Below are 25,581 nucleotides of genomic sequence, written 5' to 3'. Positions count from 1 at the left end.
AGGCTCTTAATTGTCCGCTGAGATTAAATGAATGTTGAACAAAAACGGTCAACCCTATTTAGGGAAGTACATACAATGTCCCTACACTCTTAACTCTTAACTCTTAACTCTTAACTCTTAACTCAAATTACTTAAATCTCAAAAAACACTCAATGAAACTATTACAATTACTCTTAGTATTTCTCACTCTATGCTTATCTGCTAATGCTCAATCTTTTTTTGTCACTGATGTATTAGATCAAAGTCAAAAGAAAAAATTAAAGTCTGATGATAAAAAAATCATCAACCAATTACTCGTCGAAGAGTTAGAAAAAAGAAAATCTGACTTCTGTATTCAGCTCATCAATGGTGAGGATAGAACAAAATTGGCCTCAAGCAGTGGCTTTATGATGATGAACTGGGAATTGGCACATAAAGGTGGTATCCCAAAACAACTTGGCGTTGATGTGTATGTGAAAGTAATCTATGAAGATGGATTATTGAAATCTGAAAATGTGATTGTCAAAAATGCGGCAAGGTATACTAATGAAGACGTCACTTCTAAATCAAAAGACTTAAAAGGACAAATAAGCGCACTTGTGGAAGGTATGGTGAGCACTTTCAATGATAAAATCTGTCAGCAAATTGGAGATGATTTTGCGCAGTTTTCACCTGAAATGAATCAGCATATCATCGAACTTATACACTCCAATGAAAAGCCTGCACATACTGTTCTCAGAGAAGTTGAAATGCAAATCAAAGAAGTACTTCAAAAAAACTATGCACAAAAAGGCGGTGCTTCTTATCAGGCATGTGAATACATGGGGCAGTCTTCTCCTTCAAAAGGTGTAAGCTGTATTCTGGCCAACAAAAGAACTTTCTACGGGACTATGGAAAATGAGGCGGTGATGAAAAGAATCAAGAATCTTATTTGGATGAATATTTACTGGTCTTATTATAATGTATATGTTCAAAATTACGACGAGGCCAAAGCTTCGCTCGATAGAGTAGAATACGAAATTAGAAAATCGGATGATTTGAAAGCTGATTTTTATGCGATCTACCTTATTGCTGATACTTTCAAAAATAATGAGGTAAACGCTATTCTTCTGGATAAAACAAAAGAAAAGGTGAGTAATGAAGTGCTTTACCAAAAGGTTAACTTTTACCTCAATGAAATCCAAAACACATCAAATAGTACTGATTTGACTGGAGTTGCTACAAATATGCAAAGACAGTTCAGTAGCCTTTGATGAAATAGTAAGAATTAAGTACTAGGACATAAGAATTGAGAAATAGGATTCGTGAATGGTTTTTACGGGCCATATCACTACCTTTTTCTTCGTAAAGCAAAACAAACTTAAAAGACAACAATGAAACTATTGAAATTAATATATCTACTGCTTGCTATCAATCTGACTGCAAATGCAAAAACATTTTATGTGTCAGACATCATTGATCAAAGCTCTAATAAGATGCTGAAAGAGGGAGATAAAAGTAAAATAAATAAGTGGATTGTTGATGAACTAGACAAGAGAAGAAAAGACTTCAGCCTAGAATTAGTTTATGGTGAGGGTAGAACACCGTATGTAAGAAAAAATAATTTCTATTTTACAGAATGGAATGTTGAATTACCTCCTGAAACTGCAAGTAAAATGGGCTTTGATCTGATAGTCAATGTGATTTATCAGGATGAAAACTTAACCGTAGAAATCCATAATATAGAAGACTCCTACAATCCTAAAGTATTTTCATATACTACCTCAGGGAAGACTATCAAGGACAAAATAACAACCGCTGTAACTAAGATGATCGAGCATTTTGATGAGCATGAAAATATACTCCCAAGTGATCATTTCCTGGACTATACACCTGTAATGCACAAAAAAATGTACTCACTTATTCAGTCTGATGAATTTAATATCAATTATAGCCTTGATATAATTACGAAAATTATGAAGGGGATAGTTATTAATAATTATCAGCATGAAAAAATGAGTAAAAATTTCACAGATAAAACCGACAAATTATATGATAATCCTTCCAATTGGCTTTATCATATCTGTTATAATAAAGACACCTACTTCAGAAGAATCGATGATGAAGAAAGAAATAGGAGGCATATCAATCTCTACAAGATGAGTATTTATTGGGCCTACTATAACCTTTACGCAAAACAATACCGTGCTGCATCTTCCGTTTTAGAATCGGCCCTTGTTTCCGTCAGTCCTGAACTTGAGAAAGAACTTTACGAGGACGTTTTTGCACTTTCGGTTATTACAGTTGAGCTCAATCGTGGTAAATCATCTAGGGACAAAGAGAAAGCCTTACGAATTGCCAAAGAGGTGGCCACTCCAAGAAAAGGCATTGCTTCATTAATGGGTCGGATAAATTTTTATCTTTCAGAAATCATTGATAATTCCCAGGATAAAGATCTTGTCTTGAATGCTAAATTCGCCAGAAGCAAATTCAAATATAACTATTAAGGGGTTTCATTAACCCTACGCTTCACTAGACTTTTATCGCAATAAAGAAAATAGATCATATTATGTTCGTAATCTGGTTTTTATGGTGGTCAGGTGGACGTTGCAATGCAACATCCCTACAACAGCATCCACCATGGTAACTAAAAAAGAATCACCATAAAAGCCAGATTACGAACCACATTTCTTAACTCTTAACTGAAACACTCTACAACCTCAAACTTACCCCTTCTGAAATGCTTTAGCCGATATCCCGACTTTCTGTTTGAAAAGCCTTGAGAAGTAATAAACAGAATTAAAACCAAGTTCATAAGCAACCTCTTTTACTTTTTTCTCATGACCTATCAGCAGTTCTTTGGCCTTGATGATTTTAAGGTTGAGGTGATATTGCAGTGGTGCCAAGCCTGTGTATTCTTTAAATGCTTTTCTGAAATAAGAATAGGACACATTCTGTTCTTCACAAAAGGATACAAAATCGATTTCTTCATATAACGCCTCTTGCATTTTTACTTTTGCGAGTTCTACAATCTTTTCTCCTCTTCCCAAATCATTTCTTTTTTTGGTAAGCTGTATGATGACTCCTATTAATTGTAAAATGATGCCTGCTCCTATTTTCTGATAACCAATTTCTTGTTTTTGAACGACCTCAAAAAGGGTATAAAACAATGAGGTGATTTGTGCGGCGCTTTCTAATTCTATTTTTTGAGTAGCGGCAAAAGTCGGTTGCTTGATAATGTTGTTCATCCACTCTCCATTATAACCGATGTAATACTCTGTCCAACCTTTTGCAGGAGCAGGTTTGTATCGGTGCCATTCACCCGGTCTTAAAAAGATTAAATTTCCTTTTTTTAAAATGGCTTCCTCTTGGTCTGTTTCTAAAATACCTTCACCTTCTACAATATAAAGTAATTGATATTCCTGTAAAACTCTGCCCTTTTCCCATCTAAAAAAATACCCCGTAGGGTGCTTAGGATCAGGGTAATCCTGATGAGGAGGAACCACTGCCTTCCCTACTACATTTATATACAAGCCCCAATTAATATCTTCATCAGAAGGTATCAAATAGTTATTAAAATCATTCATTTTACCAATATATAACCATATACATCAATAATCAAATATCATTTTGTGTAAATAATTTCCCAAAACGTGTATTTAATGTCGTTCCTACGTTTATTTACTTTGTACCATACTAATTACTTAAGCGATGGACAATCACACAACAATAGCAGCATATAATCTAGCCAAATCTGCCTATGCCAATTATGGCGTAGACACGGATAAAGTGTTAGAAACATTAGACAATATATCTATCTCTCTTCACTGTTGGCAAGCAGATGATGTGGGGGACTTTGAGACCAAATCATCTTCAATGGGAGGCGGTATTCAAGTAACTGGCAACTATCCTGGAAAAGCCAATACGATTGAAGAAATGAGAGCGGATCTTGAAAAAGTATTATCGCTTCTTCCGGGCAAACATAAACTAAACTTACATACAATTTACGGAGAGTTTAACGGAGAGGCGGTAGACAGAGATCAAATCGAAGTGAAACATTTCCAAGGTTGGATTGATTGGGCGAAGAAAAACAATGTAGGTATTGACTTTAATGCCTCTTGTTTCTCTCACCCTTATGCTGAAGACGGTTTTACACTTTCAAGTAAAAACCCTGAGATTAGAAGTTTCTGGATCGAGCACGTAAAGCGTTGCCGTGAGATTTCTAATGAGATTGGAAAACAATTAGGGACGCCTTGTATTCACAACACTTGGATTCCTGATGGCTCAAAAGATACTTGTGTGGACCGTCTTGGACATAGAACACTTTTGAAAGAGGCATTAGATGAAATCTTTGAGGTGGAATACGATACCAATTATATGAAAGATGCTGTGGAAAGCAAACTTTTTGGTATCGGAAGTGAATCGATGGTGGTTGGATCTTATGACTTCTACTTAGGATATGCCATCAAAAACAATAAACTTATTTGTCTGGATAATGGGCATTTCCACCCTACAGAACAAGTGGGTGATAAAATTTCTTCTGTGATTCAATACGTCGATGAAGTACTGCTTCACATGACAAGAGGGGTAAGATGGGATTCAGATCATGTGGTGACTGTCAATGATGAATCTTTGCTGATTGCTCAAGAAGTAATTCGATCGGGTGCTTTGGATAGAACACACGTAGGGCTTGATTTCTTTGACGCATCAATTAATCGTATAGGAGCTTACGTTACTGGATGTAGAGCGTCAAGAAAAGCATTCTTATTTGCTTTGCTTGAACCTACAGAACTGATCAAGGCACATGAAGATAAAGGTGAGAACTTTGAGAGAATGTTCCTTTTAGAGCAATTGAAAACATTGCCATGGGGTGCCGTGTGGGATTTCTATTGTTTACAGCAACAAACAGCATTGGACAACGAAGTGATTGCTTTGGTCAATGACTATGAACAAGCGGAGTTATTAGAGAGAGGTGAAGTTTTGGTATAATTAAAAAGACGAAGTAGGATGTTAAAAGAAGCAATCGCCGTATTTGATATTGGCAAGACAAATAAAAAACTTTTGATCTATGATCAAGATTTTAATGTGATTGATCAGAAGTCAATTCACCTTCAAGAAATAGAGGATGAGGATGGAGAACCTTGTGAAGATCTTGACCTCCTGCTATTATGGATGGTTTCTTCTTTTTCAGAAAAACTTCAATCTTCAGAATATAAAATCATAGCACTCAATTTCTCTTGTTATGGTGCTAGTCTTGTGCATTTAGATGCTCAAGGCAACAGAGTGGGAACTTTCTATAATTACTTGAAACCCACTTCTGCTGATTTTTATCAAAAACTATATGACAAGTACGGTGGTGAAGAAGTATTTGCCGCCAAGACTGCTTCTCCTATTCTGCAGTTTTTAAATTCAGGATTGCAGCCTTACTGGATAAAATACAATAGAAGCAATCAATGGGAGCAAATCAGTACTTCTCTGCATTTCCCTCAGTATTTGCATTATAGATTTACAAAACAATTGGCCACAGACCTCACCTCTATTGGGTGTCATACTGGTTTGTGGGATTTTGAAAAGGATGATTATCACAGTTGGGTGAGTGATGAAGGGTTGAATTTCCCTCCAATTCAAAATAACAAACATACATGTGCTATTCAGAAAACACTTGCACCACATGATATAAAAGTGGGTATTGGTATTCATGACAGCACCTCTTCAATGCAACCTTATACTACAATTATCAAGGGAGCACCTTTCGTTTTGATTTCCACCGGAACTTGGGCCATCAATATGAACCCCTCGTTTTCTGGTCAGCTTACGAGTGAAATGTTGAAGAATGACTGTCTGCTGAACATCAATACTGATGGAAAAAAGATCTTATCTTCCAGATATATGTTGGGCAGAGTGCACGATGTGTATGCTCAGTTTCTGAAAAAAGAATTTGAGCTAGAGAAAGAGATTTATGATGTGGTCAGTTATGATGAGGAGCTATTATTGGAAGCTTGGGACAGAATCAATGCAAGTCAAACGATCATCAAAAACTTGATGGCTTACACTGCGGAAGAATTGAAAATCAGCTTACCAGAGAATAAATCGGTTGCTTTCTTATACCTTCAAATAATGCTTGAGCTCACTCTTAAGGAAATTGAGCAAGTGAAAGAAGTGATGGAAGAGGATTGTGTTGTGCTCTAGAAGGTGATGTTAATGGGGTAGTGATGGGGCGTTGTAACTCAACGCCCGGCTTTTTTTTTGATTACTTTTTTATGGGAGCAAATTCTTTATTGAAAGAGGTTGCTCCATCAAACATAGAGTCCATCCTTTTGATACTGGATAAATCCCAACCGGATAGATCTTGATTAAAGGCGACGGCATCTGCAAACATTTCCCGCATCAATGTCACTTTTGATACATTCCATGAAGAGATATTTTGATTAAACTTCGTTGCACCTTTAAATACATAATCCATTTGTTTTACACCTGATACATCCCATGAAGAAAGATCTTGGTTGAAGGATATTGTCCCGCAAAACATCTCCGAAATAAATTCAAATTTTGAAGCATCCCAAGTATTCAAAGGTTGATTAAAACTCACTGCATTCCTAAATAAGCCAGATACATTTCCTACTTTAGGAAAAGACCAAGAAGAGATATCCTGATTAAAAGAGGAGGCTCCATCAAATAACTGATAAATCTCAGTCACATTAGATAAATCCCAAGTATTTAAAGGTTGGTTAAAGCTTGATGCATTTTGAAACATTCTTACCATATCTAATACATTAGATACATCCCATGAAGAGATATCTTGGTTGAAGGATTTAGCACCGGCAAACATTCTCTCCATTCTTTTACACCCTGAAACATCCCAATTCGACAATTCCTGATTAAAGGCGTATGCCTCACAAAACATCTCATCGATCCAGTAAACCTTAGAAACATTCCAGGTATTTAAGGGTTGATTAAAAGATACTGCCCCCATAAACATTCTTCTCATTCCATCAACTGAAGCAGTATTCCATGAAGAAATATCTTGATTAAATGATAAAGCACCTTGAAACATACCTTCCATCGTTTCAACATTGGAAACATCCCATGTATTTAAAGGCTGATTAAAATCTGAAGCTACTCTAAACATTTCTTTCATTCTGGAAACACCAGAGACATCCCATGAGGAAATATCTTGATTGAATGAAGACGCACCCTCAAACATTGAATCCATTAACAGTACTTTTGAGGTGTTCCAATTATTCAAAGGTTGATTGAAAGAAGATGCTCCTCTCCACTCCCACAGATCATCATCAAAAAAACCTCCAAACATATTGGTCATATCTCCTACATTCGATACATCCCAATCATTCAGAGGTTGATTAAAGGAAGAAGCTCCTGCAAACATTCCATCCATCGATCTAACGTTACTGACTTTCCAGCTAGAGATATTTTGGTTGAATAAGATCGCTCCATAAAATACTCTTTCCATCTTTATCACATTACTGACATCCCAGTTCGATAAATCTTGATTAAATGAGGATAATTTATAAAATAAGTCATTTAATGATGTCACATTTGATACATCCCATTGTGAAATATCATCGTTGAATGATGGAGGTAAGTCTACAGAAGACAGGTCTGTAACGAAGGTTGTAATCACGAACTCACAATTTTTCCCTTCTTTCATATACTGTTTTAAAGATTCGTTATCTACTATTAAGTAATCGTTACCTTCAATAGTGATTTTATCTCCTACTTTTGAGCCTATTGGTGCTGTAATAGTTTTGCTTTTCATATTACGTGTTGAATAAATTCTTTGTAAAAAGTTTAGTTTTAAATAGTACGACAGAAGAAATGGAACAGTAATATACGTGCACCATGACTGAAGTCATGGGCTGGTGATATTGACTCCAACAACACTAAAGTGTTGCCTCCGTTACCAACCTTCAAGACTTTAGTCTTGATTAGGTTGCCCTATCACCTGCCCATAGTTTTAACTATGGTGCAAGAAACACTCGATTACTTTTGTACTAGAACTTCTTAAATCACTAATATATAGAAATTCATTCATTTAGGATGAAGTAGTTGAATCCAAATACAACGTTTTTGAAAATAATAAATCACCCTGCCTTAAAAACTTAAAACAGGGTGATTCCTTTTCTTCATCCAATGACTAATGCACAACCTTCTTCTTATACTGATCAATTCGTTCCATTGCCGCCTTTTCATATTTACGCTGGAGTTGCCATCTTGGCCTTGCCAATGTGGTTTCCCATTCAAATAATTTCTTATAAAGCTCTTTGACAATTTCAGGGTATTGGGTGGCGAGGTTGTTGGTTTCTGAAATGTCTTTTGAAAGATCATATAGTTCGGCTGGGCGGTCTGGATAGCGGATCATTTTCCAGTCGTGGTGTCTGATCGCTCCTCTGTTTTCTTTCTTCCAATACAATGTAGGGTGTGGTTTTTCTTTTATTTCTTTTGACAAATAAGGCAAGAGGTTTACTCCATCGATGCCTTCTAGTTCACCTGCATCTCCTCCTCCAATGGTATAACATAGTGGCAGAAGATCTAGTGTGCTGATCGGATGCTCATATTCTTTTCCAAAAGATTGTTGGGGTACTTTTATGATAAACGGTACTCTTATTCCTCCTTCCAAATGACTCGCTTTGGTGCCACTTAATGGGCTATTGTCTGCTGAGTTTCCATCAGTGGGACCGCCGTTATCATTGGTGTAAATTATAACTGTATTATCTGCTAAACCTTCTTTTTCTAAATGCTCGAAAATAGTACCGCAAGCTCTATCCATTGCCAAGGTCATTGCGGCTAGTTTTTTACGCTTTCCTTCTAACTCCGGGAACTTTGCTAAGTCCTCTTTTTTAGCGTGTAATGGTGAATGGACTGCATTGTAGGATAAAAAGAGGAAGAAAGGTTTGTTTTTATTTTTGGAGATAAACTCAATAGTTTCATTAGCAAAAGCATCTGTAAGGTATTCGTCTGGCTCCTCATAATTTTTGAAATTACGCTCCATATTATTTTCCTCTCTCTTGTTCGGATTTTTTTCATTGAAACCCCAATAACTTCTTGCTCCACCTCTGAAACCATAAAAGAAATCAAAGCCTCTTTTTAAAGGATGAAATTGATCGTTATTTCCCATATGCCATTTTCCTATGATACCCGTTGTATAGCCAAGTGTTTTCATATGGTCTGCAATGGTTTTTTCTTCCAAAGGCAATCCCATATCATCATCTTCCAAACAGTAGTTCTGCATATAACCGGGCACATTATTTTCTTCAAACCCAAATCGCTGTTGGTACCTGCCCGTTAATAATGCGGCTCTTGATGGACCACATACTGCTCCTGCTACATAGGCTTGGGGACAAACTGTTCCTTCTTTGGCTAATTTATCCAAAACGGGTGTATGCATCATGGTGCTTCCTTGGAATCCAAAATCTGCATATCCTGCATCATCTGAGAGGATAATGATGATATTTTGGGGTTTATCTTTTTGTGCGAAGAGTGAGCTTCCTGATAAATATATCAGAGTAAGTAAAAGTAATTGTCTCATTTCATTTCTATTTTTAATTAAATTTCTATTATCCTTTAGTTACAAATTCCACCTTCATGAATATTTACCGATGATAGAATTTCTATTTTTTCAGTTTAGTAGTACACACCCGGCCTTGAAGGGAAAAGCGTTAAGAATTTCATGGAGTGAGCCGTTAAAAATGATTTTGCTGTTTGAGCGTAGCGAGTTTAAAATCATTTAGGCGAAAGGAATGGAATTTAGCTTTTGACTTCTAAGCCTAGATTTTTTGCTTCGTTTTTCATCAATGGAAAAATGAAGAAGAAGGTAGCTTGAAAGTAGATCTTTGAAAGCTTGCAATACGATCAATTTATAATTGAATACCAAGAAAAAAAGGACCAAAAAATGGCCCTCTTTAAATGGAATGAATTAGAATGTGATCAAACATCTACAGTTTTTAACTGTAACTTTTCAATATATATTCGTACATCATAAACTAAGTCTTTAATTTGCTGATAGTCGAATGATCCGTCTGCTGCCTTTACAAACAACTGCCCTCCTATTCCTACACAATAGGCACCTGCATCGAACCATTCTTTCAGGTTTTCATAAGTGGGTTTTACGCCACCTGTCGGCATAATATTCGTCCATGGCATTGGTGCTTTTACCGCTTTGATAAAGCCTGGACCACCTACTTGAGTCGCCGGGAATACTTTTACTACTTCGGCTCCCAATTCTTCTGCTTTTGAAATATCTGAAATGGTACCGCAACCTGGATTCCAAGCTACTTTTCTGCGATTACAAATTTTTGCCATTTCTTCATTTACAAGTGGAGAAACAACAAAGTCTGCTCCTGACTGTATGTAAAGTGCCGTTGTGGGAGCATCCACAATTGAACCTATTCCCAATGCTAAATCAGGAAGAAATTCGTCTCTGTAATCAATCAGTTTTCTGAAGATTTCGTGGGCATTGTCACCTCTGTTGGTAAACTCAAAAACCCTTACTCCGCCTTCATAACAGGCTTTTAAAATATTGATACTTACTTCTACATCTTTGTGAAAGAAAACGGGCACAAAACCTGTTTCTTTCATTTTTAGAGCAACTTCTATTCTTGAAAATTTCATTATCTGACTATTTTTCCGGTTCCGTTTGTAGCTATAAAATGTTGTACTTCTTCCACAGAACAGATATTCTGATCTCCTTCTATGGTATGTTTGATGGCAGATGCGGCTATCGCAAAATCAATTACTTCTTGTAATGACTCTATGTTTCTTAATCCATAAATTAAAGCGGCCATAAATGAATCTCCACCACCTACTCTGTCCACAATATGCGTGAGGTCATATTGCTGACTTCTATATACTTTTTTCCCATCATAAAGTGCTCCACTCCAAGTGTTATGGTTGTTAGAAATAACACCTCTTGAAGTAAATACTACTATTTTACAAAGTGGAAAACGTTGCATAATCTTGTCTCCTTCTATCTGAAAATGATAGTCTTCTATGTTGTCATTCAGCACATCTACATCAGGGTGTGTACCAGACATCACATGATTGAATTCCATCAGTTCCGGCATTACTTCATCTGCAGTTTTTCCCCATTTCCATAGATTGCCTCTGAAATTATAATCCATAGAAACCTTCAAACCACGCTTTGCCGCTTCTTCCAAACCTTCCAAAAGGGCCTCTTTTGCTCCTTCTGAAACTGCCGGTGTAATGCCCGACCAGTGAAACCAATCTGCATCTTTGAATATGGTATCCCAATCCAGCATGCCTCTAGTCAAAGTGGCTGTAGAGGAATAAGCTCTATCATAAACCACTTTACTCGACCTTCCACAAGAACCATTTTCATAATAATAAAGGCCCATTCTTTCTCCTCCGTAAAGGATATCAGAAGTATCTACACCAAAGCTATTCAAGTGTCTGACGGCACTAAGTACCATGTCATTTTTAGGAACTCTAGTGATGTATTTTACTTGATCACCAAACTGCCCTAATGAAACTGCCACGTTGGCTTCAGCTCCTCCAAAATCAATATTCAGAGATTTGGTTTGCTGTAATCGTTGATTTCCTGGAGAGGACAACCTGATCAGAAGTTCTCCAAAACTTACTATCTTTTTCATCCTATCTTTATTAATCTACCATCAATTTCTTTGATACTACCACACCATCAATCTGTGCTTGAATAAGGTAGATACCTGATTTTAATTGAGCTGTATTAATTGTTATTTCATTTCCTTTAGCAGGAATTGTTTCTATCGTTCTTCCTGCAATATCCAGTAATTTCAAGTTGTCGATAGTGCTATTCCCTTTGAAGAATAATTTCACATTGCCACCTTTTGAAGGATTTGGATAAAGGAGAATTTGTTCTTTTAATTGTTCTGCTGCAATGCTTGTTGGAGGCTCTAAACTATTGAATGATCTTTCGATGGGAAGACTGAAATTATACACTCTCATATTCACACTACTGATATGCCCTCCATTATCTGGGAACTGAATGCTTACAGTATTACTTTCTTCCAATGTTTCATAGTCTAAAGGAATTTCGATCACACCAAAGAAAGATCTTCTTTGCGTTTGCAAATCACCTTGGATATTTTGAGGTACATCAACCGCTTGACCGTTTACTTTTACCGTCGGTTTTAAAGAAAGACCATGTGCCCTGCCTAAACCAATTCTAAGTTTTGCTTCACCATTCTCTACTAAATCCATTTTAGAGAAATCAAAAGTCATTGCCTCAGTTGTGATAGGTTGGTAGTATGTCGATGCAAAGTATTTTGTCTCGTCAGAAGTCTCATTCACATCTACATTTGATTTCAACTCATAGCGGATAATCATTGTAGATTCTGGTTTCAACGAAGCTTGTGCAGGTGCTACATTAAATGTATTTTCCTCCATTACAGGTTTTCCTCCGTTGCTATACAGGTGTCTAATTTTTACATTATCCACATTGTCATCTCCTAATCCCGCTACGTTTAATTCTACCAATTGATTTTCTAAGGTCAAATTATTCAGAATTACATAAGCGATATTTCCATCTACATAAGCATCTGATTGAATATCAATATTCTCAGAAATATGATCTACTCTTGTTCCTTCTACCTCAGACCAAAGCTCATAGAATTTTACCAAATCTGTATAAATCCAAGTTCCTGAAAGACTGCCCGGCTCATCTTCTCCTCTTAACAACCTCCAGTTATACGGCACATCACCCACAGTACCCCAAGTTGCTTTTAATACGACAAACGGAAGTGCTTTGGCAATGGTGTTGGTTCTGTCCATAAAAGTCATCAACATTGAATTCGTTGAAACTAAATAGTACCAATCTCTTTCCGAAGACCACTGCTTGTTCATCATAGAATGCACTTGAGCTCCGTATTCTGATACTAAAGTCGGTTTTACTACCCCAAACTTATCATAACTTGCATGATCCATCATGTCCAAGGTTGCTTCTAGGTTACTTCCTTTTCTCATGATTCTTTTATTCTGGAATGTCGGCCAGTCGTAAAGGTGAATTGACCAGAAGTCCATATTTTCACCCGCCATATCCATAAACTTGTTCCAGCGCTTCTCCCATCTTTGGAAGTTATCGTAATCAAAGTTCGGAAAGGCCGTTGTAAATCCACCTACTTTTTGGGTGGGGTTTACCTTCTTCACCTCTTTGGCAATGGTGTTGTGATATTTAAAGATTTTCTCTAACCCTTCATCTGTTTCACCGCAGTCTTCACAACCAAACATTTCATAAACCGGCTCGTTGATCACCTCAAAATATTCTGGGGCAATCTCTGATCCTGAACCGTAAAACTCTTTGATAAAATGAGCACAATATTCACCTGTAGCCGTACCAAATGGCTCGTCTTCTGTATCTGCTTGAGAAAATGCCCATCCTTTGTTGGTCAATTTACCGTCAGGCCAGAATGGATGGTATTGAGTGGCTAAAATGTGCGTTTTATTGCGATCAGCATAACTATAATACGCCGAATTGTTTAAGTAATTATTTCGATGTTTCTCCCCTTCTATTCGTACTTCATCCAAGTTCACAAAACCAGGACGGTTAGGATCTTCATTTAATACTGAATTGATGTTCCAAGTAATATTTCCTGTATTTCTACCAAAGTATACATTCTTCTTATTCATGAAATCATCTTTGATATCAGACGGGCTAGAACTTCCATACCTTGTCCAATCGTTTTCACGAATACCGGCGTGAACACCAATAAATTTTTCTCTTTCAAAAGTAGACACTTCCCCCACTGTATGCTTCACATTAAAGTTGACATCTACTTTTGATGTCTGTGCCAACAGTGGAATGGATAGTAAGGATAATATTGTAAAAGTAATATATCTCATATTGTTCATTTGCGTTAGAAGTTGATTGAGGAAGTGGTTAAAGCTGAGTTTAGGTATAACTGTGATTTTTTTAATGAAGAATTAAGAATGTAGAATGAAGAAAAGTGGATCGTGTTGTGGACCTTAGAATGGTTTTTATAGTGGTTCGGTGGACGTTGCAATGCAACGTCCCTACTACCAATCTTAAAGGATATTCTACCAAAATTGTAGGGAAGCTGTATTACAACATCCACTGAACCCAACAAGGACCACCTTTTCTACATTCTTAATTCTTCATTCTTCATTCTACATTCAAAATGCCCTATCTAGTAGCCTTTGTCTTTTTCGACGTTTGCTCATTTTTGGCAGTATGAGATGTTTTTCTCTTACCATGGAAACGTCTGATATGTTGGTAATCATATGAAACATAACGGTGCGTAAGACCCCATCCGAAAATTGAGAAAGGCTCGTCACTATTTAAGCTTCTGTTCAAGCCCATTGCGTGAGGTGCACCTGGAATTACCGCTTGAATGTTGAAGTTGATACCGTCGTTGGCATATTGTACTGTTCCTTTTTCAGGTCCGTCTGTTGTGATCAATGACATGATACCGTCTTTGTATTTGAATACACAGATTTCGTGACCTGAATTTGAGATAGGGTTATATTTTGATTTCACATAAGGTCCTAACGGATTGTCAGCAATCGCTACACCATGACGGATTTGACGACCACCGAAAGTGATTGCTTCACCCATTTGCTCACCTTTGTAGTATAAATAGAATTTACCTTTGTAAGGGATGATACATGGATCGTGTACTTTATGGCTATCGAAATCACCCTTCTTTTCTACTAAGAAACGGTTTTGCTCCGTACCTTTCCAAACACCATTATCAGCTGGGCTAAGGATTGGCTCTTCTAATTTTTCCCAAGGTCCGTAAGGTGAATCTGCGTACGCTAAACCTACTTGGTTTTTCGTTCTTACGTTATAAGGAGATTTGATTGTTTGGTAACATAAGTAGTATTTTCCTTCGTACTCCATTACTTCAGGAGTGAATACCGAACGGTCATCAAAAGTACCTTTTTCACCTCTTGCTACAGAAAGTCCTTCTTCTTTCCATGTCCATCCATCTGTAGAAGTAGCATGCCAGATATCACAACGGTCCCAAGGGAATACTTTTTCGTTTTCAACATCTCCGCCAAAACCTTGTGTTTTACCTATTGATTTTGAGTAATAAACATGGTATTTTCCATCGATATAAAGTAATGCAGATGGGTCACGTCTTACTACACCTTCTTCGTAAGCCAAGTCACCTTTTAGATCATGAACAGAAAACTCTCCAAACCACTCGTTTGTCAATGAATCTGGCCAAGCCAATGCTCTTTTAGATGCTGCACTTAAATGATTAGGATCTGTAATACCTAAGAAGTCTAATTTTTCTTTTGAGATTTCTACTTTTTCTTCACTTACTTCAGTGTTAGGAGCTGTAGACTTTGAACATGATGAAGCCATTACTGCTCCAATCAAAAATGTTCCTGCAATATTTTTAAATAAGTTCATTCCTTTTAATAATAAAATAATTCAATACTAACTGCGATAATTTATGTTGATTTGTTTGAAAGCAATTGGTGAAGCCTCTCAATTTTGAAGTCAAAAGACTTCGCCAATGCTTAGCCACGAGAGATAAGTACCCGCGACTGTTTAGTTTATATTTCTATTTAAATAAGACTATTTCCGAAAGCAATTACTGTAATACCCAAAACCATGCAAGAAAGTCCTACATATAAAGAAGTTTTGGCTTGTTTTGGTGCTTCCAACCATTCTTTTGTGATCAAACCACCTACAATAGCTACACCTACAGAAACTGTATTAAAAATGGCATAACCTACTGTACCTCCGTTTTGACCTAATCTGAATGCTGCATAAGCGAATAATGCTGAAGCGGCAAAGTTGAAAATACCCATTACAGTTGTAAGGATTGTATTTCTTGGCAATTGAGAAGTTACGAAATTTCCCCAAAGGCTCTTTTTTGTCAGTTGATAAATGAAGTAAGTAGCGATTGATAAACCACCAAAGATGTAAATGATGTACATTACCACAATAGCACTTACCCACTCTGCATTTCCGTTGGCTACTACAGCATCTCTGATTACCCCACCGCCTACTGTGTTGGCGTAGTTAAAACCTGTTGCTAAAAGACCACCGATCACTGCAATTGCAATACCTTTGATCATGTTATCACTTTTCACTTCAGATTCTTTATCACTTTCCTGCTGCTTCAAAATACCTGCTCTACCATTGCTCATGACACCGATCAATACAATCAAGATGCCTACCATGATAGTACCAAATACATGCAATTCAGGAATTCCATCAATCATAAATGGAATGAGTGAGCCAATCAGAATAATGGTTCCTATAAACAGTGAAAATCCTAGTGAAAGACCAATGTAGTTGATGGCTTTACCCCACATCATCACACCAATTCCCCAAAGGAAACTTGCGATACCCATCCCTAACAATACGTTCGTTGGGATAGCACCTAATATTTCACCAAAATTATCTACCATAAAGTAGGCTGCAATATTTGGTATAATGAAGGTATTGATCATAAAGAACAATCCCCATGTATTTTCAAATTCAAATTCTTTTGTAAACTTCTCTGGAAGGGCATATAAACCCAACATCAGTCCTGCAAAAATGGACCATAAAACTCCTTCGATCATGACGATAAAAAATTAAGTAATAATTAATTAAACTGAAAAATAGTAGTGCTTTCATAAGGGGCATCTGGAGTAGTGAATACTCTTGGTGCTCCTTCAATATTCGGCCCGTTTGGATACCTGTGCGTTTCACAGCAAAAGGCTTTGTAACGGCCAAACTGATCTCCTGATTCTCTTTTTAAGGCATCAGAAGTAAAATATCCTGTGTAGAATAACATCCCTGGCTCTGTGGTGTGAATCTCTAATGTCACTCCTGTTTCTTCGTGATTGAAAGATGCTACTTCACGTAAACTGCTCTCTTCATCAAACAGGAAATAATGTTCACAGCCTGTCTCCAGTTCTTGAAAAACTTCACCAAGGGCTCTGCCATTTTTAAAGTCTAAAACACTGTTCTCAACTCCCTCAATATCACCGACAGGGACATTGGTTTCGTCTGATTTTAGGTAACGGTCAGCGTTAATTCTTGCTGTATGCTTTTCAATTGTTTCTTTAAAACCTGATAAATTGAAATAAGTATGGTTGGTAAATGAAAGTGGTGTTTTCTGATCGGTTGTAGCATGATAAGCTATTTCCAATGCATTTTCAAACGATAATGTGAAGGTCACTTGAACGGTTACATTACCTGGAAAACCTTCTTCCATATGTTCACTTTTTCTTTGGAACGTAATGGAATCAGCTACATCTGAACTTACCTGATTCACACACTCCCAAATTTGTTTATCAAACCCCACTGTTCCACCATGCAAATGATTTGGACCATCATTCGTTACTAATGTATATTCCTTTCCTTCTATTTGAAATTTCCCGTCTTTAATTCTTGAAGCAAAACGCCCCACAGTACATCCAAAATAAGGAGCATTGGCCTTGTATTCTTCAGACAAATACCCTTCTAACTGATCAAAGCCGCAGGCTACTTCTGTAAAAGTTCCATTTTTATTGGGCACTTTTATGGAGGTAATTGTTGCCCCTAATGTCATTATTTTGACATTCATTCCGTTTTTGTTTTCCATCTCATATTGACGGACTTTGTAGTCTTCGAATACTCCGAATAGTTTTTCTTTGATCATGTTGTTTGTACTTTGTGGTGTTCAGCTGATTTTTCCAAGAATCAACTGTCTAATTCATTTCAATCATTTAACGCTAGGCTAGAATTTGTAGGATAAGGTGAGAATTACATTCTGATTCGATAGATTAAAAGTCTTTTTATCTATTTGCGTTATGTTTTCGTCATCAGAGATCAATTCACCCGACTCTGTATAGCTTCTCGAATGGTATTTTGATTCTCCTTTTAATACACTAAAAGCGGGTATCATTTCCACTCCCATAATAAGGTCTTCAAAAATGTAGTAATTAAACCCAAATACAAATCCTATTGAAGTAGTATAGCCTTCGTAATAAAGATCCGTCTTCCTATAATGCATCAATGCACTTGAATTGTTGCTATGATCATATCGAAAACCTATATCTAACCCATATCTTAATTCAAGCTTTTTTCCAATACTTTTTCTAAACTCCTTACCAATAGCAATTTTAAATGAAGTTGCTTTAGTATCTTTGATCAATGAATCTTCATGATGTTGATCATTAACTGAAAAAGCTCCTAAAGTATTAAATCTCCACATCGAGCGATTATGACCAATTTTATAAGATATACCAAATTGGTTACTCGTATCGTAGATAATACCTACTTCTTGTCTTCTTTCTTTTGTCTGTGATACGCCTTCTTGTGCATAAGAAGATGTATAAACTATAAAAATTGTAAGTAATAAGATTAGTCGTTTCATTGCTATTGGTTTAGTTTAGATTATGTTATTATTCAGCCCATGTGTCAGTTTTGCGGACAAACACATGGGGCTGCCCCTACGCGGGTTGTCCTATTGTTTCTACTTCATATGAAGCTAATTTTTCCCAGTCGAATGTTACTCCTGTTCCTGGCTCATCTGATGCTACAGCTCTGAAGTTTTCTACAACCAATGGACGAGTCGTGTACTCATCTATCGGGAAGCTATGTACTTCTAACCATCCTGAATTTTCTTGAGAAGAAACAAGGCTAACATGCAATTCCTGCATACCGTGTGAACATACAGGGATATTGTTTTCTTTGGCTAATTTTGCCGCTCTTAACCATCCTGTTACACCGCCACAGTTAGAGGCATCGGGCTGTACAAAAGACAGTTTTGATTGCTCCATTGCATATTCAAATTCATGAATAGTATGAAGGTTTTCACCCATGGCTAATGGTACTCCTGTCTTTTCTGTGATTTCAGCGTATCCTTTGTAGTTATCAGGAATGATAGGCTCTTCAAACCAAGTGATGTTGTAAGGCTTGAATCTTTCCGCACATTCAATGGCTTTTTCTACTGTCATTGAATAATTGGCATCTACCATAAATGTGATGTCATCACCAATAAACTCTCTGACTGCTTTGATTCTTTCTATATCTTCATCAAGGTTTTCTCTACCGATTTTGATCTTCACCGCACTGAAACCTTTGTCCATATACGACTGCATATTTTTCAGAAGTTTCTCAATCGGGAACATCAAATCAATACCGCCACAGTAAGCTTTGCATGTGTTATTGACACCGCCAGCCATTTTCCAAAGTGGTTGCTCAGAAGCTTTTCCTTTGATATCCCAAAGGGCAATATCGATAGCTGAAATAGCGAAAGAGGCAATTCCTCCTCTACCCACATAGTGGATGTGCCACTCCATAAAATCATAGATTTCATCGATCTGAGTAGCGTCTTTTCCTACTAAAGCAGGGCCAAGATCATAATCCAGCATTGCTTTGATCGCTCTGCCACCTTTACCGCCTGTATATGTATAACCTGTACCTTCCATTCCGTTTTCAAGCGTAATGGTCGATGTTACTAATTCAAAATGTGTATGATCACCGTGTTTGGCATCTGAAAGTACCTCTGGAAGAGGTACCTCAAATAACCTGTTTTTCACACTAATTATTGTAGTCTCCATGTCCGTAGTCACCAATTAATATTTTACGTAGAATGTTTTCTTCTCCATGTACTGCTCGAAGCCATATTTTCCATCTTCTCCACCTGTTCCACTTAGTTTGTAACCATTGTGGAAACCTTGGTGCTGCTCACCATGACCTCTGTTGACATAAATTTCACCAAACTCCAAGTCCTCATTCAATTGCATGATTGTTTTGATGTCTTGAGTGAAAACCATCGCCGCTAAACCAAACTCACAGTCGTTAGCGAATTCTACTACTTGATCAAATTCTTTAAATTTCAATACAGGTAAGATCGGTCCGAAAGCTTCTTCGTGTACCACTGTCATGTCTTGCGTTACGTCAGTGATTACTGTTGGCTCAAACCAGAATCCTTTTTCAAACTCACTTCCTGATGGCTTACCACCACCGTGAGCAATTGTTGCTCCTTCTTCAATTGACTTCGCCACTAAGTGCTCCATGTTTTTGATCTCAGAAGCGTTTACTTTTGGACCCATTGTAGAAGCCGCATCTAATGGATTACCTACCTTGATGTTTTTCACTTTTTCCATGAATTTCTCCATGAATGCTTCATAGATATCCTCGTGTACATACATTCTTTCATTACATGTACATACCTGACCGCAGTTATCAAAACGTGAATGGAAACACGCGTCTACCGCTTGGTCAATGTCCGCATCAGCAAATACAATAGCAGGTGCTTTTCCACCCAATTCTAACTGTACGTGTGCTAAATGCTCTGAAGCTGTTTTGAAGATCGACTGACCTGCAGGCGTTGAACCTGTCATTGTTACCATCTTCGTGATCGGGCTTGCTACCAATGCATTACCCAATACTCTACCTTTACCCGTCACAATGTTGATCAAACCTGCTGGGATACCTACTTTTTCTGCTAGGAAACCTAATTCCAAAGTAGCCAAAGGTGTTTCTTGTGTTGGCTTTACAACAATGGCATTTCCCGCTACTAATGCCGGCCCAATCTTTCTACCAGCCAAAGCTAGCGGGAAGTTCCATGCTGTTATCGCCACTATCACACCACGAGGGATTTTTTGAATCCAAATTTGTTCTTTTGGATTGTTCGAAGGGATGATATCGCCTTCAATATGTCTAGCCCAGTCGCATGCATATTCGATGAAAGTAGCCGTTACTTCCACTTCCATTTCTGCCACTGATAATAATTTTCCTTGCTCTCTTGTTAGTAGATTAGAAAGGTAAGGTTTGTTGGCACGAATCTCTGCCGCAAACTTTCTTAATAAGTTGGCTCTTTCAATAGCAGGTACTTTCTTCCATGCTTTTTGTGCATTCTCTGCTGCTTCCAATGCAAGATTTGCTTCATGCTCATCTCCCATTTGTACCTTACCTACTACTGCTTCATCAATAGGGCTGATCACGTCTTCAGTTTGTCCTGAAGAGGCTTCAATCCACTCACCATTGATGAATAATTTATATTCTTTTACTTCAGTTTCTGTAATCGTCTGCATAGTTTTATATTTTAGGTATTAAAAAAAATACTAAGAAAAGAGGGTGTTTCGTGCATCATTTTGAAAAGTAATGATGCACGAAAAACTAAGTTATTAACGGCCCATCCAGCCACCATCTACTAGCATAATGCTACCGTGCATATACGCTGCTGCTTCTGATGCTAAGAATACTACTGGACCTGCAAAATCTTCTGGATCTCCCCAACGTGCCGCTGGAATTCTTGATAGAATAGAAGCTGATCTTTCAGGATCGTTTCTTAATGCCTCTGTGTTGTCAGTGCTGATATAACCTGGAGCAATTGCGTTTACGTTAACCCCTTTGCTGGCCCACTCATTGGCAAACGCCATTGTCAACTGACCTACTGCACCTTTACTTGCAGCATAACCTGGCACTGTGATACCACCTTGGAACGTCAATAATGAAGCTGTGAAAATCACTTTACCTTCACCTCTTGCTACCATTTCTTTACCAATTTCTCTTGTAAGGATAAATTGAGCATTTTGATTTACTTCAATTACTGTATCCCACATTTCATCCGGATGCTCTGCTGCAGGTGTTCTTAAAATTGTACCAGCATTGTTTACTAAAATATCAATTTGCGGATGGTTAGCTTTTACTGTAAGAATGAATTCGTATAAGGCTTTTCTATCTGAAAAATCACATTGGTAAGCTTTGAATTTTCTTCCTGTTGCTTCTACTGCTTGCTGTACGTCACTTCCTTCTAACTCTAATGATGCAGATACGCCAATAATATCAGCTCCTGCTTCAGCAAGACCTACTGCCATTGCTTTACCAATTCCTCTTTTACAGCCTGTTACTAATGCTACTTTATTTTGTACTCCGAATTTGTTTAAAATGCTCATGATATTTCTTTCCGATGTTTGATATTTTTTTAATTCGGGCAGACACGTTGGCCCACCCATTAGATATTAATTGTCGTTACACTTAATTAGGTATTTCATCCCTTCTGGATTTTGATCGATTTCATCAAATACCGCTTGGATATTGTCTAATGAATCTACTTTTGTAATCAGTTGCTCGAATGGAACGAAACCTGAATCTGCAATTCTGATCGCCTCTTCGTAATCGTCTTCTTCGTATAATCTTGCTCCTAATAATTCGATTTCTGACCAGAAGAATTTGAATAAATCCACTTGCTTTTGCTCACCTCCGTGAATGGCTACCATCACAATTCTACCTCTTACATTCACAACTTCAGTCATTGTTTGAACACCTGGTGCTGAACCTGATACTTCAAATGCACAGTCGATCATTTTCTCTCCTGTCAACTCTGAAATTCTTTCTGAAAGGTTTTCTTTTGCTGGGTTGATGGTTGTGAAACCTAACTCATTCAGCATTGAAAGACGTGTTTCATTTACTTCAGAAATGTATACGTTCGCTCCTTTCTCCTTTAAAACATAACCGATCAATGTTCCGATAGGGCCACCGCCAATTACTAAGCAATTTTCACCTTTCTCTACTCTACCAATTTTCACATCATGACATGCTACTGCCAATGGCTCAATAAATGCACCGTGCATTAAGCTCAATTGCTCTGGTAATTTATGTAAAGTGTAAGCCGGTACAGTCCAAGAGTTTTGGAAAGCTCCACTTGAATCAATACCAATGAATTTCAAGTTTTTACCTACGTGCTTGAAACCTTTATCAAATGGATGCTCATCACCGAAGTGCAATGGTCTTACGGCAACTTTATCCCCAACTTTCACATTTTCTACACCTTCTCCCACTTCCGCTACTACTGCTGAAGCTTCATGACCAACCGTTTGAGGTGGTGCCACTCTTTGGTCCATTACACCATGGAAAATATGAACATCTGTTCCACATACTCCACAATAGGCTACATCTAATCTTACTTCTCCTTTACCTGGAGCAATTTGTTTTCCTTCACCTACGCTTATCTTCCCTTTCGATTCATAAAATGCTGCTTTCATCGTTTCTTTTAGTTTAATTCTGCTAATACTTCTTCACTATTCTCTTTTTCAGTACTAATTGTCAGTAGTACTTTGTCGGCATCCAATCCGTCAACCGTAGCTTTGATTTCTACTTTTCCTTTCTCTTCCGTAGACTGCAATACCAGTAATGCTCTACCTTGATCTGTTTCAATTTTTCTAGAAACGTGAGGTTGTACATTCGTATTTGCTCCATTATCTACACCCAATGCTCTCAGGTAAGAAGGGGTTTCGAAATCAATCACTTTCTCTAAATGTTTGACTGGATTTCCGTTTTTGTCCACTAACTGGGCTACTACGTGAGCCACATCATATTGATTATTTACAAGGACTTTTTTATCTATAGAAAGTTGTACCGCTACAGGTTCTCCCGCTGTGATGATTTCAGTAGTAAAAGGCTTACCATCTTTTTTACCAACAGCTGTCAATGTACCCGCTTCAAACGGCACTCCCCATTTATAAATATGATCTTCAAATTCTTCTAACTTTCTCGTTCCTAAACTTTTCCCATTCAATAACAACTCAATCTCCTCTGCATTAGAATACAATTCAACACTGATCATTTCCCCTTTTTCATAGTTCCAGTGGTTGTTCACGTCATGCCATTCCCAAAGGGCTGTTTTCCATTTCTCAGGGTTCTTCGCCACCATTCTTCCTGTTTTCTTATCGATCTTATTGATTGATTTAGAAAGCTTTTGTGTAGCGATATAAGTATGAGGTCTTTCATCCCAAAGCGTTTTGATCATATGGTAAGATGGCTTCGTGAAACCTGCAAAATCAACCATACCTGCATCATTTCCTTTATTAGGCCAAGGTGCTCTGATTTCTCCTAGGTAATTAATACCTGTCCAGAAGAAAGTACCTGCAATAAATGGTCTGTCCATAATGGCTTTCCACTCATGATATTGCGCCAAGTTCTCCGTACACATAATCACTTTATCAGGGTAGTTTTCATGGCCATAATCATACAACACTCTTCTATAGCTATACCCTACAATATCTAACGACTTACCATAATCTGTTTCATGAGAAGCAGAAGGTAAAATACAATTGGCAATTACCGGACGAGTAGTATCCATCTCTTTTGTCCATTGAACTAACTTTCTAGCGGTAGAACCAATGTTATGTTCCTGTCTAGGAAGTGTAGCCAATTGTTGCTGAATCTCCTTTCTTGAGTGAGGAGGCTTCGACCAGAAATAATTACCTTTCCAGTTCATATTATTAAAGAAACCAGTGGCTTGAGAAATACGAGGGTACGTCCACTCGATCTCGTTACCAATACTCCATTGGAATACAGAAGGATGATTTCTGTGTGATAAAATCACTGCTTTCAAGTCACTTTCCGCATAATCCTGGAAGTAGTTGGTATAACCTTCCGTTTCATTATTTCTTGATTTCTCTTTTTGATTCCAACGCTTGTCTTTTGGATAATCCCACTCATCGAAGAATTCATCTTGTACTAAGAATCCCATTTCATCACATAAATCCAAAAACTCATTTGAAGCAGGGTTGTGTGCAATTCTGATGGCATTACAACCACCTTCTTTCAACACTTCCAATCTTCTTCTCCACACATCTTTTGGCACAGCAGTACCCACTAAACCAGCATCATGGTGAAGGCAGACTCCTTTAATTTTCATATTTTGTCCGTTCAAGAAAAACCCAGAGTCTGCCTTAAAAGCAATACTTCTTACACCAAAATTGTTTGTCAGTTCGTCTGTTGTGTTATTATCACTAATTAGCTTCGTTTTTACTGTATATAAGTATGGATCGTCTACATCCCATAAGTTTGGTTCGTTTAGTTTAACCGTTTGAATTACCAATCTATTATTGTCCGCTTTTACAGTTTCGTTCGTTGCGATTTCTGCAACTTTATTTCCTTTATGATCTAAGATTTCATGGATTAATTTAACCTCTTTTGATTCCGAATAACCATTATTTACATCCGTTTCAATGATTACTTCTGCTAGTTGATCGTTAATGATGTTGGTTTTGATAAAAGTACCCCATACTGGCACATGTAATTTGTCTGTTACTATCAGTTCTACATTTCTGTAGATACCTGCACCTGTATACCATCTGCTATCCGCAAAACTGCTGTGATTTACTTTCACCCACAGTTCATTTTTTCCATCTTTCTTTAAGTAAGGCGTTAAGTCATAATGGAAAGGTGAGTAACCATAAGGGTGGAAACCTAATTTGTTACCATTCAGATAAACCTCAGAGTTGTTGTATACACCGTCAAAAAGAATAGAGGCCGTTTGGTTAGATGCCAAAGACAAATCAAATTGTTTTTTGTACCATCCGATACCACCACCATAAATATATCCTGTTGCAGGGGCAAACTCGTGGTTTGCTGAGTCATATTGATTTCCGATAACCCAGTCATGAGGAAGTCTCACTTTTTCCCAAGAAGTCACAGGGATTTTATCCGCCTTTAAATCCGACTGACCAGTATCTAAAAGTGCAAATTGCCAATCAAAATTAAAATCCGATTCCCTTTGTACTTCCGGGGCTTCTGCTTGACATCCTAAAATGACAAAGGCCAAAATATAATACACAAAGTTTTTCATTAGTTCCTATCCATTTTCTGTATAATATCTACACTATTTATTGTACGACATTATTTATGTTCATCCTTTATTT

The 25,581-nt window shown here is 37.4% G+C and carries 19 protein-coding genes; 4 read left to right on the top strand and 15 right to left on the bottom strand.

Annotation, left to right across the window (positions count from 1 at the left end; translation table 11 throughout):
* The first annotated feature begins 152 nt into the window (after positions 1 to 152).
* Both HHU12_RS17145 and HHU12_RS17140 read left to right on the top strand, forming a co-directional pair.
* Positions 153 to 1,232, top strand: a complete 1,080-nt coding sequence (locus HHU12_RS17145; protein WP_169657972.1) for a hypothetical protein — start codon at positions 153 to 155, stop codon at positions 1,230 to 1,232.
* 120 nt (positions 1,233 to 1,352) lie between these two features.
* The gene (locus HHU12_RS17140) at positions 1,353 to 2,465 is read left to right on the top strand and encodes a hypothetical protein (protein WP_169657971.1); all 1,113 of its coding nucleotides are present in this window, start codon (positions 1,353 to 1,355) and stop codon (positions 2,463 to 2,465) included.
* 219 nt (positions 2,466 to 2,684) lie between these two features.
* Here HHU12_RS17140 and HHU12_RS17135 read toward each other — a convergent pair whose 3' ends face one another.
* Complete coding sequence (locus HHU12_RS17135) at positions 2,685 to 3,545, bottom strand: AraC family transcriptional regulator (RefSeq protein WP_169657970.1); 861 nt, start codon at positions 3,543 to 3,545, stop codon at positions 2,685 to 2,687.
* 124 nt (positions 3,546 to 3,669) lie between these two features.
* Between HHU12_RS17135 and HHU12_RS17130 the strand changes: the two genes are divergently transcribed.
* Positions 3,670 to 4,947, top strand: coding sequence for an L-rhamnose isomerase (locus HHU12_RS17130; RefSeq protein WP_169657969.1), 1,278 nt, complete (start codon positions 3,670 to 3,672; stop codon positions 4,945 to 4,947).
* A gap of 18 nt (positions 4,948 to 4,965) precedes the next feature.
* Positions 4,966 to 6,147, top strand: coding sequence for an FGGY family carbohydrate kinase (locus HHU12_RS17125; RefSeq protein ID WP_169657968.1), 1,182 nt, complete (start codon positions 4,966 to 4,968; stop codon positions 6,145 to 6,147).
* 61 nt (positions 6,148 to 6,208) lie between these two features.
* Here the strand turns inward: HHU12_RS17125 and HHU12_RS17120 are convergent, their stop codons facing one another.
* The 14 genes from HHU12_RS17120 to HHU12_RS17055 all read right to left on the bottom strand — a co-directional run bounded on the left by HHU12_RS17120 (position 6,209) and on the right by HHU12_RS17055 (position 25,508).
* Positions 6,209 to 7,735, bottom strand: a complete 1,527-nt coding sequence (locus HHU12_RS17120) for a BspA family leucine-rich repeat surface protein (RefSeq protein WP_169657967.1) — start codon at positions 7,733 to 7,735, stop codon at positions 6,209 to 6,211.
* 378 nt (positions 7,736 to 8,113) lie between these two features.
* Positions 8,114 to 9,505, bottom strand: a complete 1,392-nt coding sequence (locus HHU12_RS17115; RefSeq protein ID WP_169657966.1) for a sulfatase-like hydrolase/transferase — start codon at positions 9,503 to 9,505, stop codon at positions 8,114 to 8,116.
* Positions 9,506 to 9,903: 398 nt separating this feature from the next.
* On the bottom strand, positions 9,904 to 10,587 hold the full coding sequence (locus HHU12_RS17110) for a bifunctional 4-hydroxy-2-oxoglutarate aldolase/2-dehydro-3-deoxy-phosphogluconate aldolase (protein ID WP_205959912.1): 684 nt from the start codon (positions 10,585 to 10,587) through the stop codon (positions 9,904 to 9,906).
* Entirely contained in the window at positions 10,587 to 11,585 is a 999-nt protein-coding gene (locus HHU12_RS17105; protein ID WP_169657965.1) for a sugar kinase, read from the bottom strand. The genes HHU12_RS17110 and HHU12_RS17105 overlap by 1 nt, the downstream gene beginning before the upstream one ends.
* A gap of 10 nt (positions 11,586 to 11,595) precedes the next feature.
* On the bottom strand, positions 11,596 to 13,821 hold the full coding sequence (locus HHU12_RS17100) for a T9SS type A sorting domain-containing protein (RefSeq protein WP_169657964.1): 2,226 nt from the start codon (positions 13,819 to 13,821) through the stop codon (positions 11,596 to 11,598).
* A 292-nt stretch (positions 13,822 to 14,113) separates the two neighbouring features.
* A complete protein-coding gene (locus HHU12_RS17095) occupies positions 14,114 to 15,349 on the bottom strand; it encodes a glycoside hydrolase family 117 protein (protein ID WP_169657963.1) in 1,236 nt (411 codons plus the stop codon).
* Between the two features lie 158 nt (positions 15,350 to 15,507).
* Positions 15,508 to 16,515: an L-rhamnose/proton symporter RhaT gene (locus tag HHU12_RS17090; protein ID WP_169657962.1), complete on the bottom strand. Its 1,008-nt coding sequence runs from the start codon at positions 16,513 to 16,515 to the stop codon at positions 15,508 to 15,510.
* 23 nt (positions 16,516 to 16,538) lie between these two features.
* Entirely contained in the window at positions 16,539 to 17,579 is a 1,041-nt protein-coding gene (locus HHU12_RS17085) for an aldose epimerase family protein (RefSeq protein ID WP_169657961.1), read from the bottom strand.
* A 78-nt stretch (positions 17,580 to 17,657) separates the two neighbouring features.
* Entirely contained in the window at positions 17,658 to 18,296 is a 639-nt protein-coding gene (locus HHU12_RS17080) for a hypothetical protein (RefSeq protein WP_169657960.1), read from the bottom strand.
* 76 nt (positions 18,297 to 18,372) lie between these two features.
* Entirely contained in the window at positions 18,373 to 19,485 is a 1,113-nt protein-coding gene (locus HHU12_RS17075; protein WP_169657959.1) for a mandelate racemase/muconate lactonizing enzyme family protein, read from the bottom strand.
* Positions 19,486 to 19,500: 15 nt separating this feature from the next.
* Positions 19,501 to 20,964 carry an aldehyde dehydrogenase gene (gene aldA / locus HHU12_RS17070; protein WP_169657958.1) on the bottom strand — a complete coding sequence of 488 codons (1,464 nt, stop codon included), beginning with the start codon at positions 20,962 to 20,964 and terminating at the stop codon, positions 19,501 to 19,503.
* A gap of 93 nt (positions 20,965 to 21,057) precedes the next feature.
* Complete coding sequence (locus tag HHU12_RS17065) at positions 21,058 to 21,828, bottom strand: SDR family NAD(P)-dependent oxidoreductase (RefSeq protein WP_169657957.1); 771 nt, start codon at positions 21,826 to 21,828, stop codon at positions 21,058 to 21,060.
* A 66-nt stretch (positions 21,829 to 21,894) separates the two neighbouring features.
* On the bottom strand, positions 21,895 to 22,917 hold the full coding sequence (locus HHU12_RS17060) for a zinc-dependent alcohol dehydrogenase (protein ID WP_169657956.1): 1,023 nt from the start codon (positions 22,915 to 22,917) through the stop codon (positions 21,895 to 21,897).
* An 8-nt stretch (positions 22,918 to 22,925) separates the two neighbouring features.
* Positions 22,926 to 25,508: a glycoside hydrolase family 2 TIM barrel-domain containing protein gene (locus HHU12_RS17055; protein WP_169657955.1), complete on the bottom strand. Its 2,583-nt coding sequence runs from the start codon at positions 25,506 to 25,508 to the stop codon at positions 22,926 to 22,928.
* Positions 25,509 to 25,581 lie beyond the last annotated feature (73 nt).

It is taken from the genome of Flammeovirga aprica JL-4, from assembly GCF_012844305.1.
Classification (GTDB): domain Bacteria; phylum Bacteroidota; class Bacteroidia; order Cytophagales; family Flammeovirgaceae; genus Flammeovirga; species Flammeovirga aprica.
The sequence above is the reverse complement of the archived record's forward strand: the minus strand, read 5'-3'. Positions and strand labels throughout refer to the sequence as shown.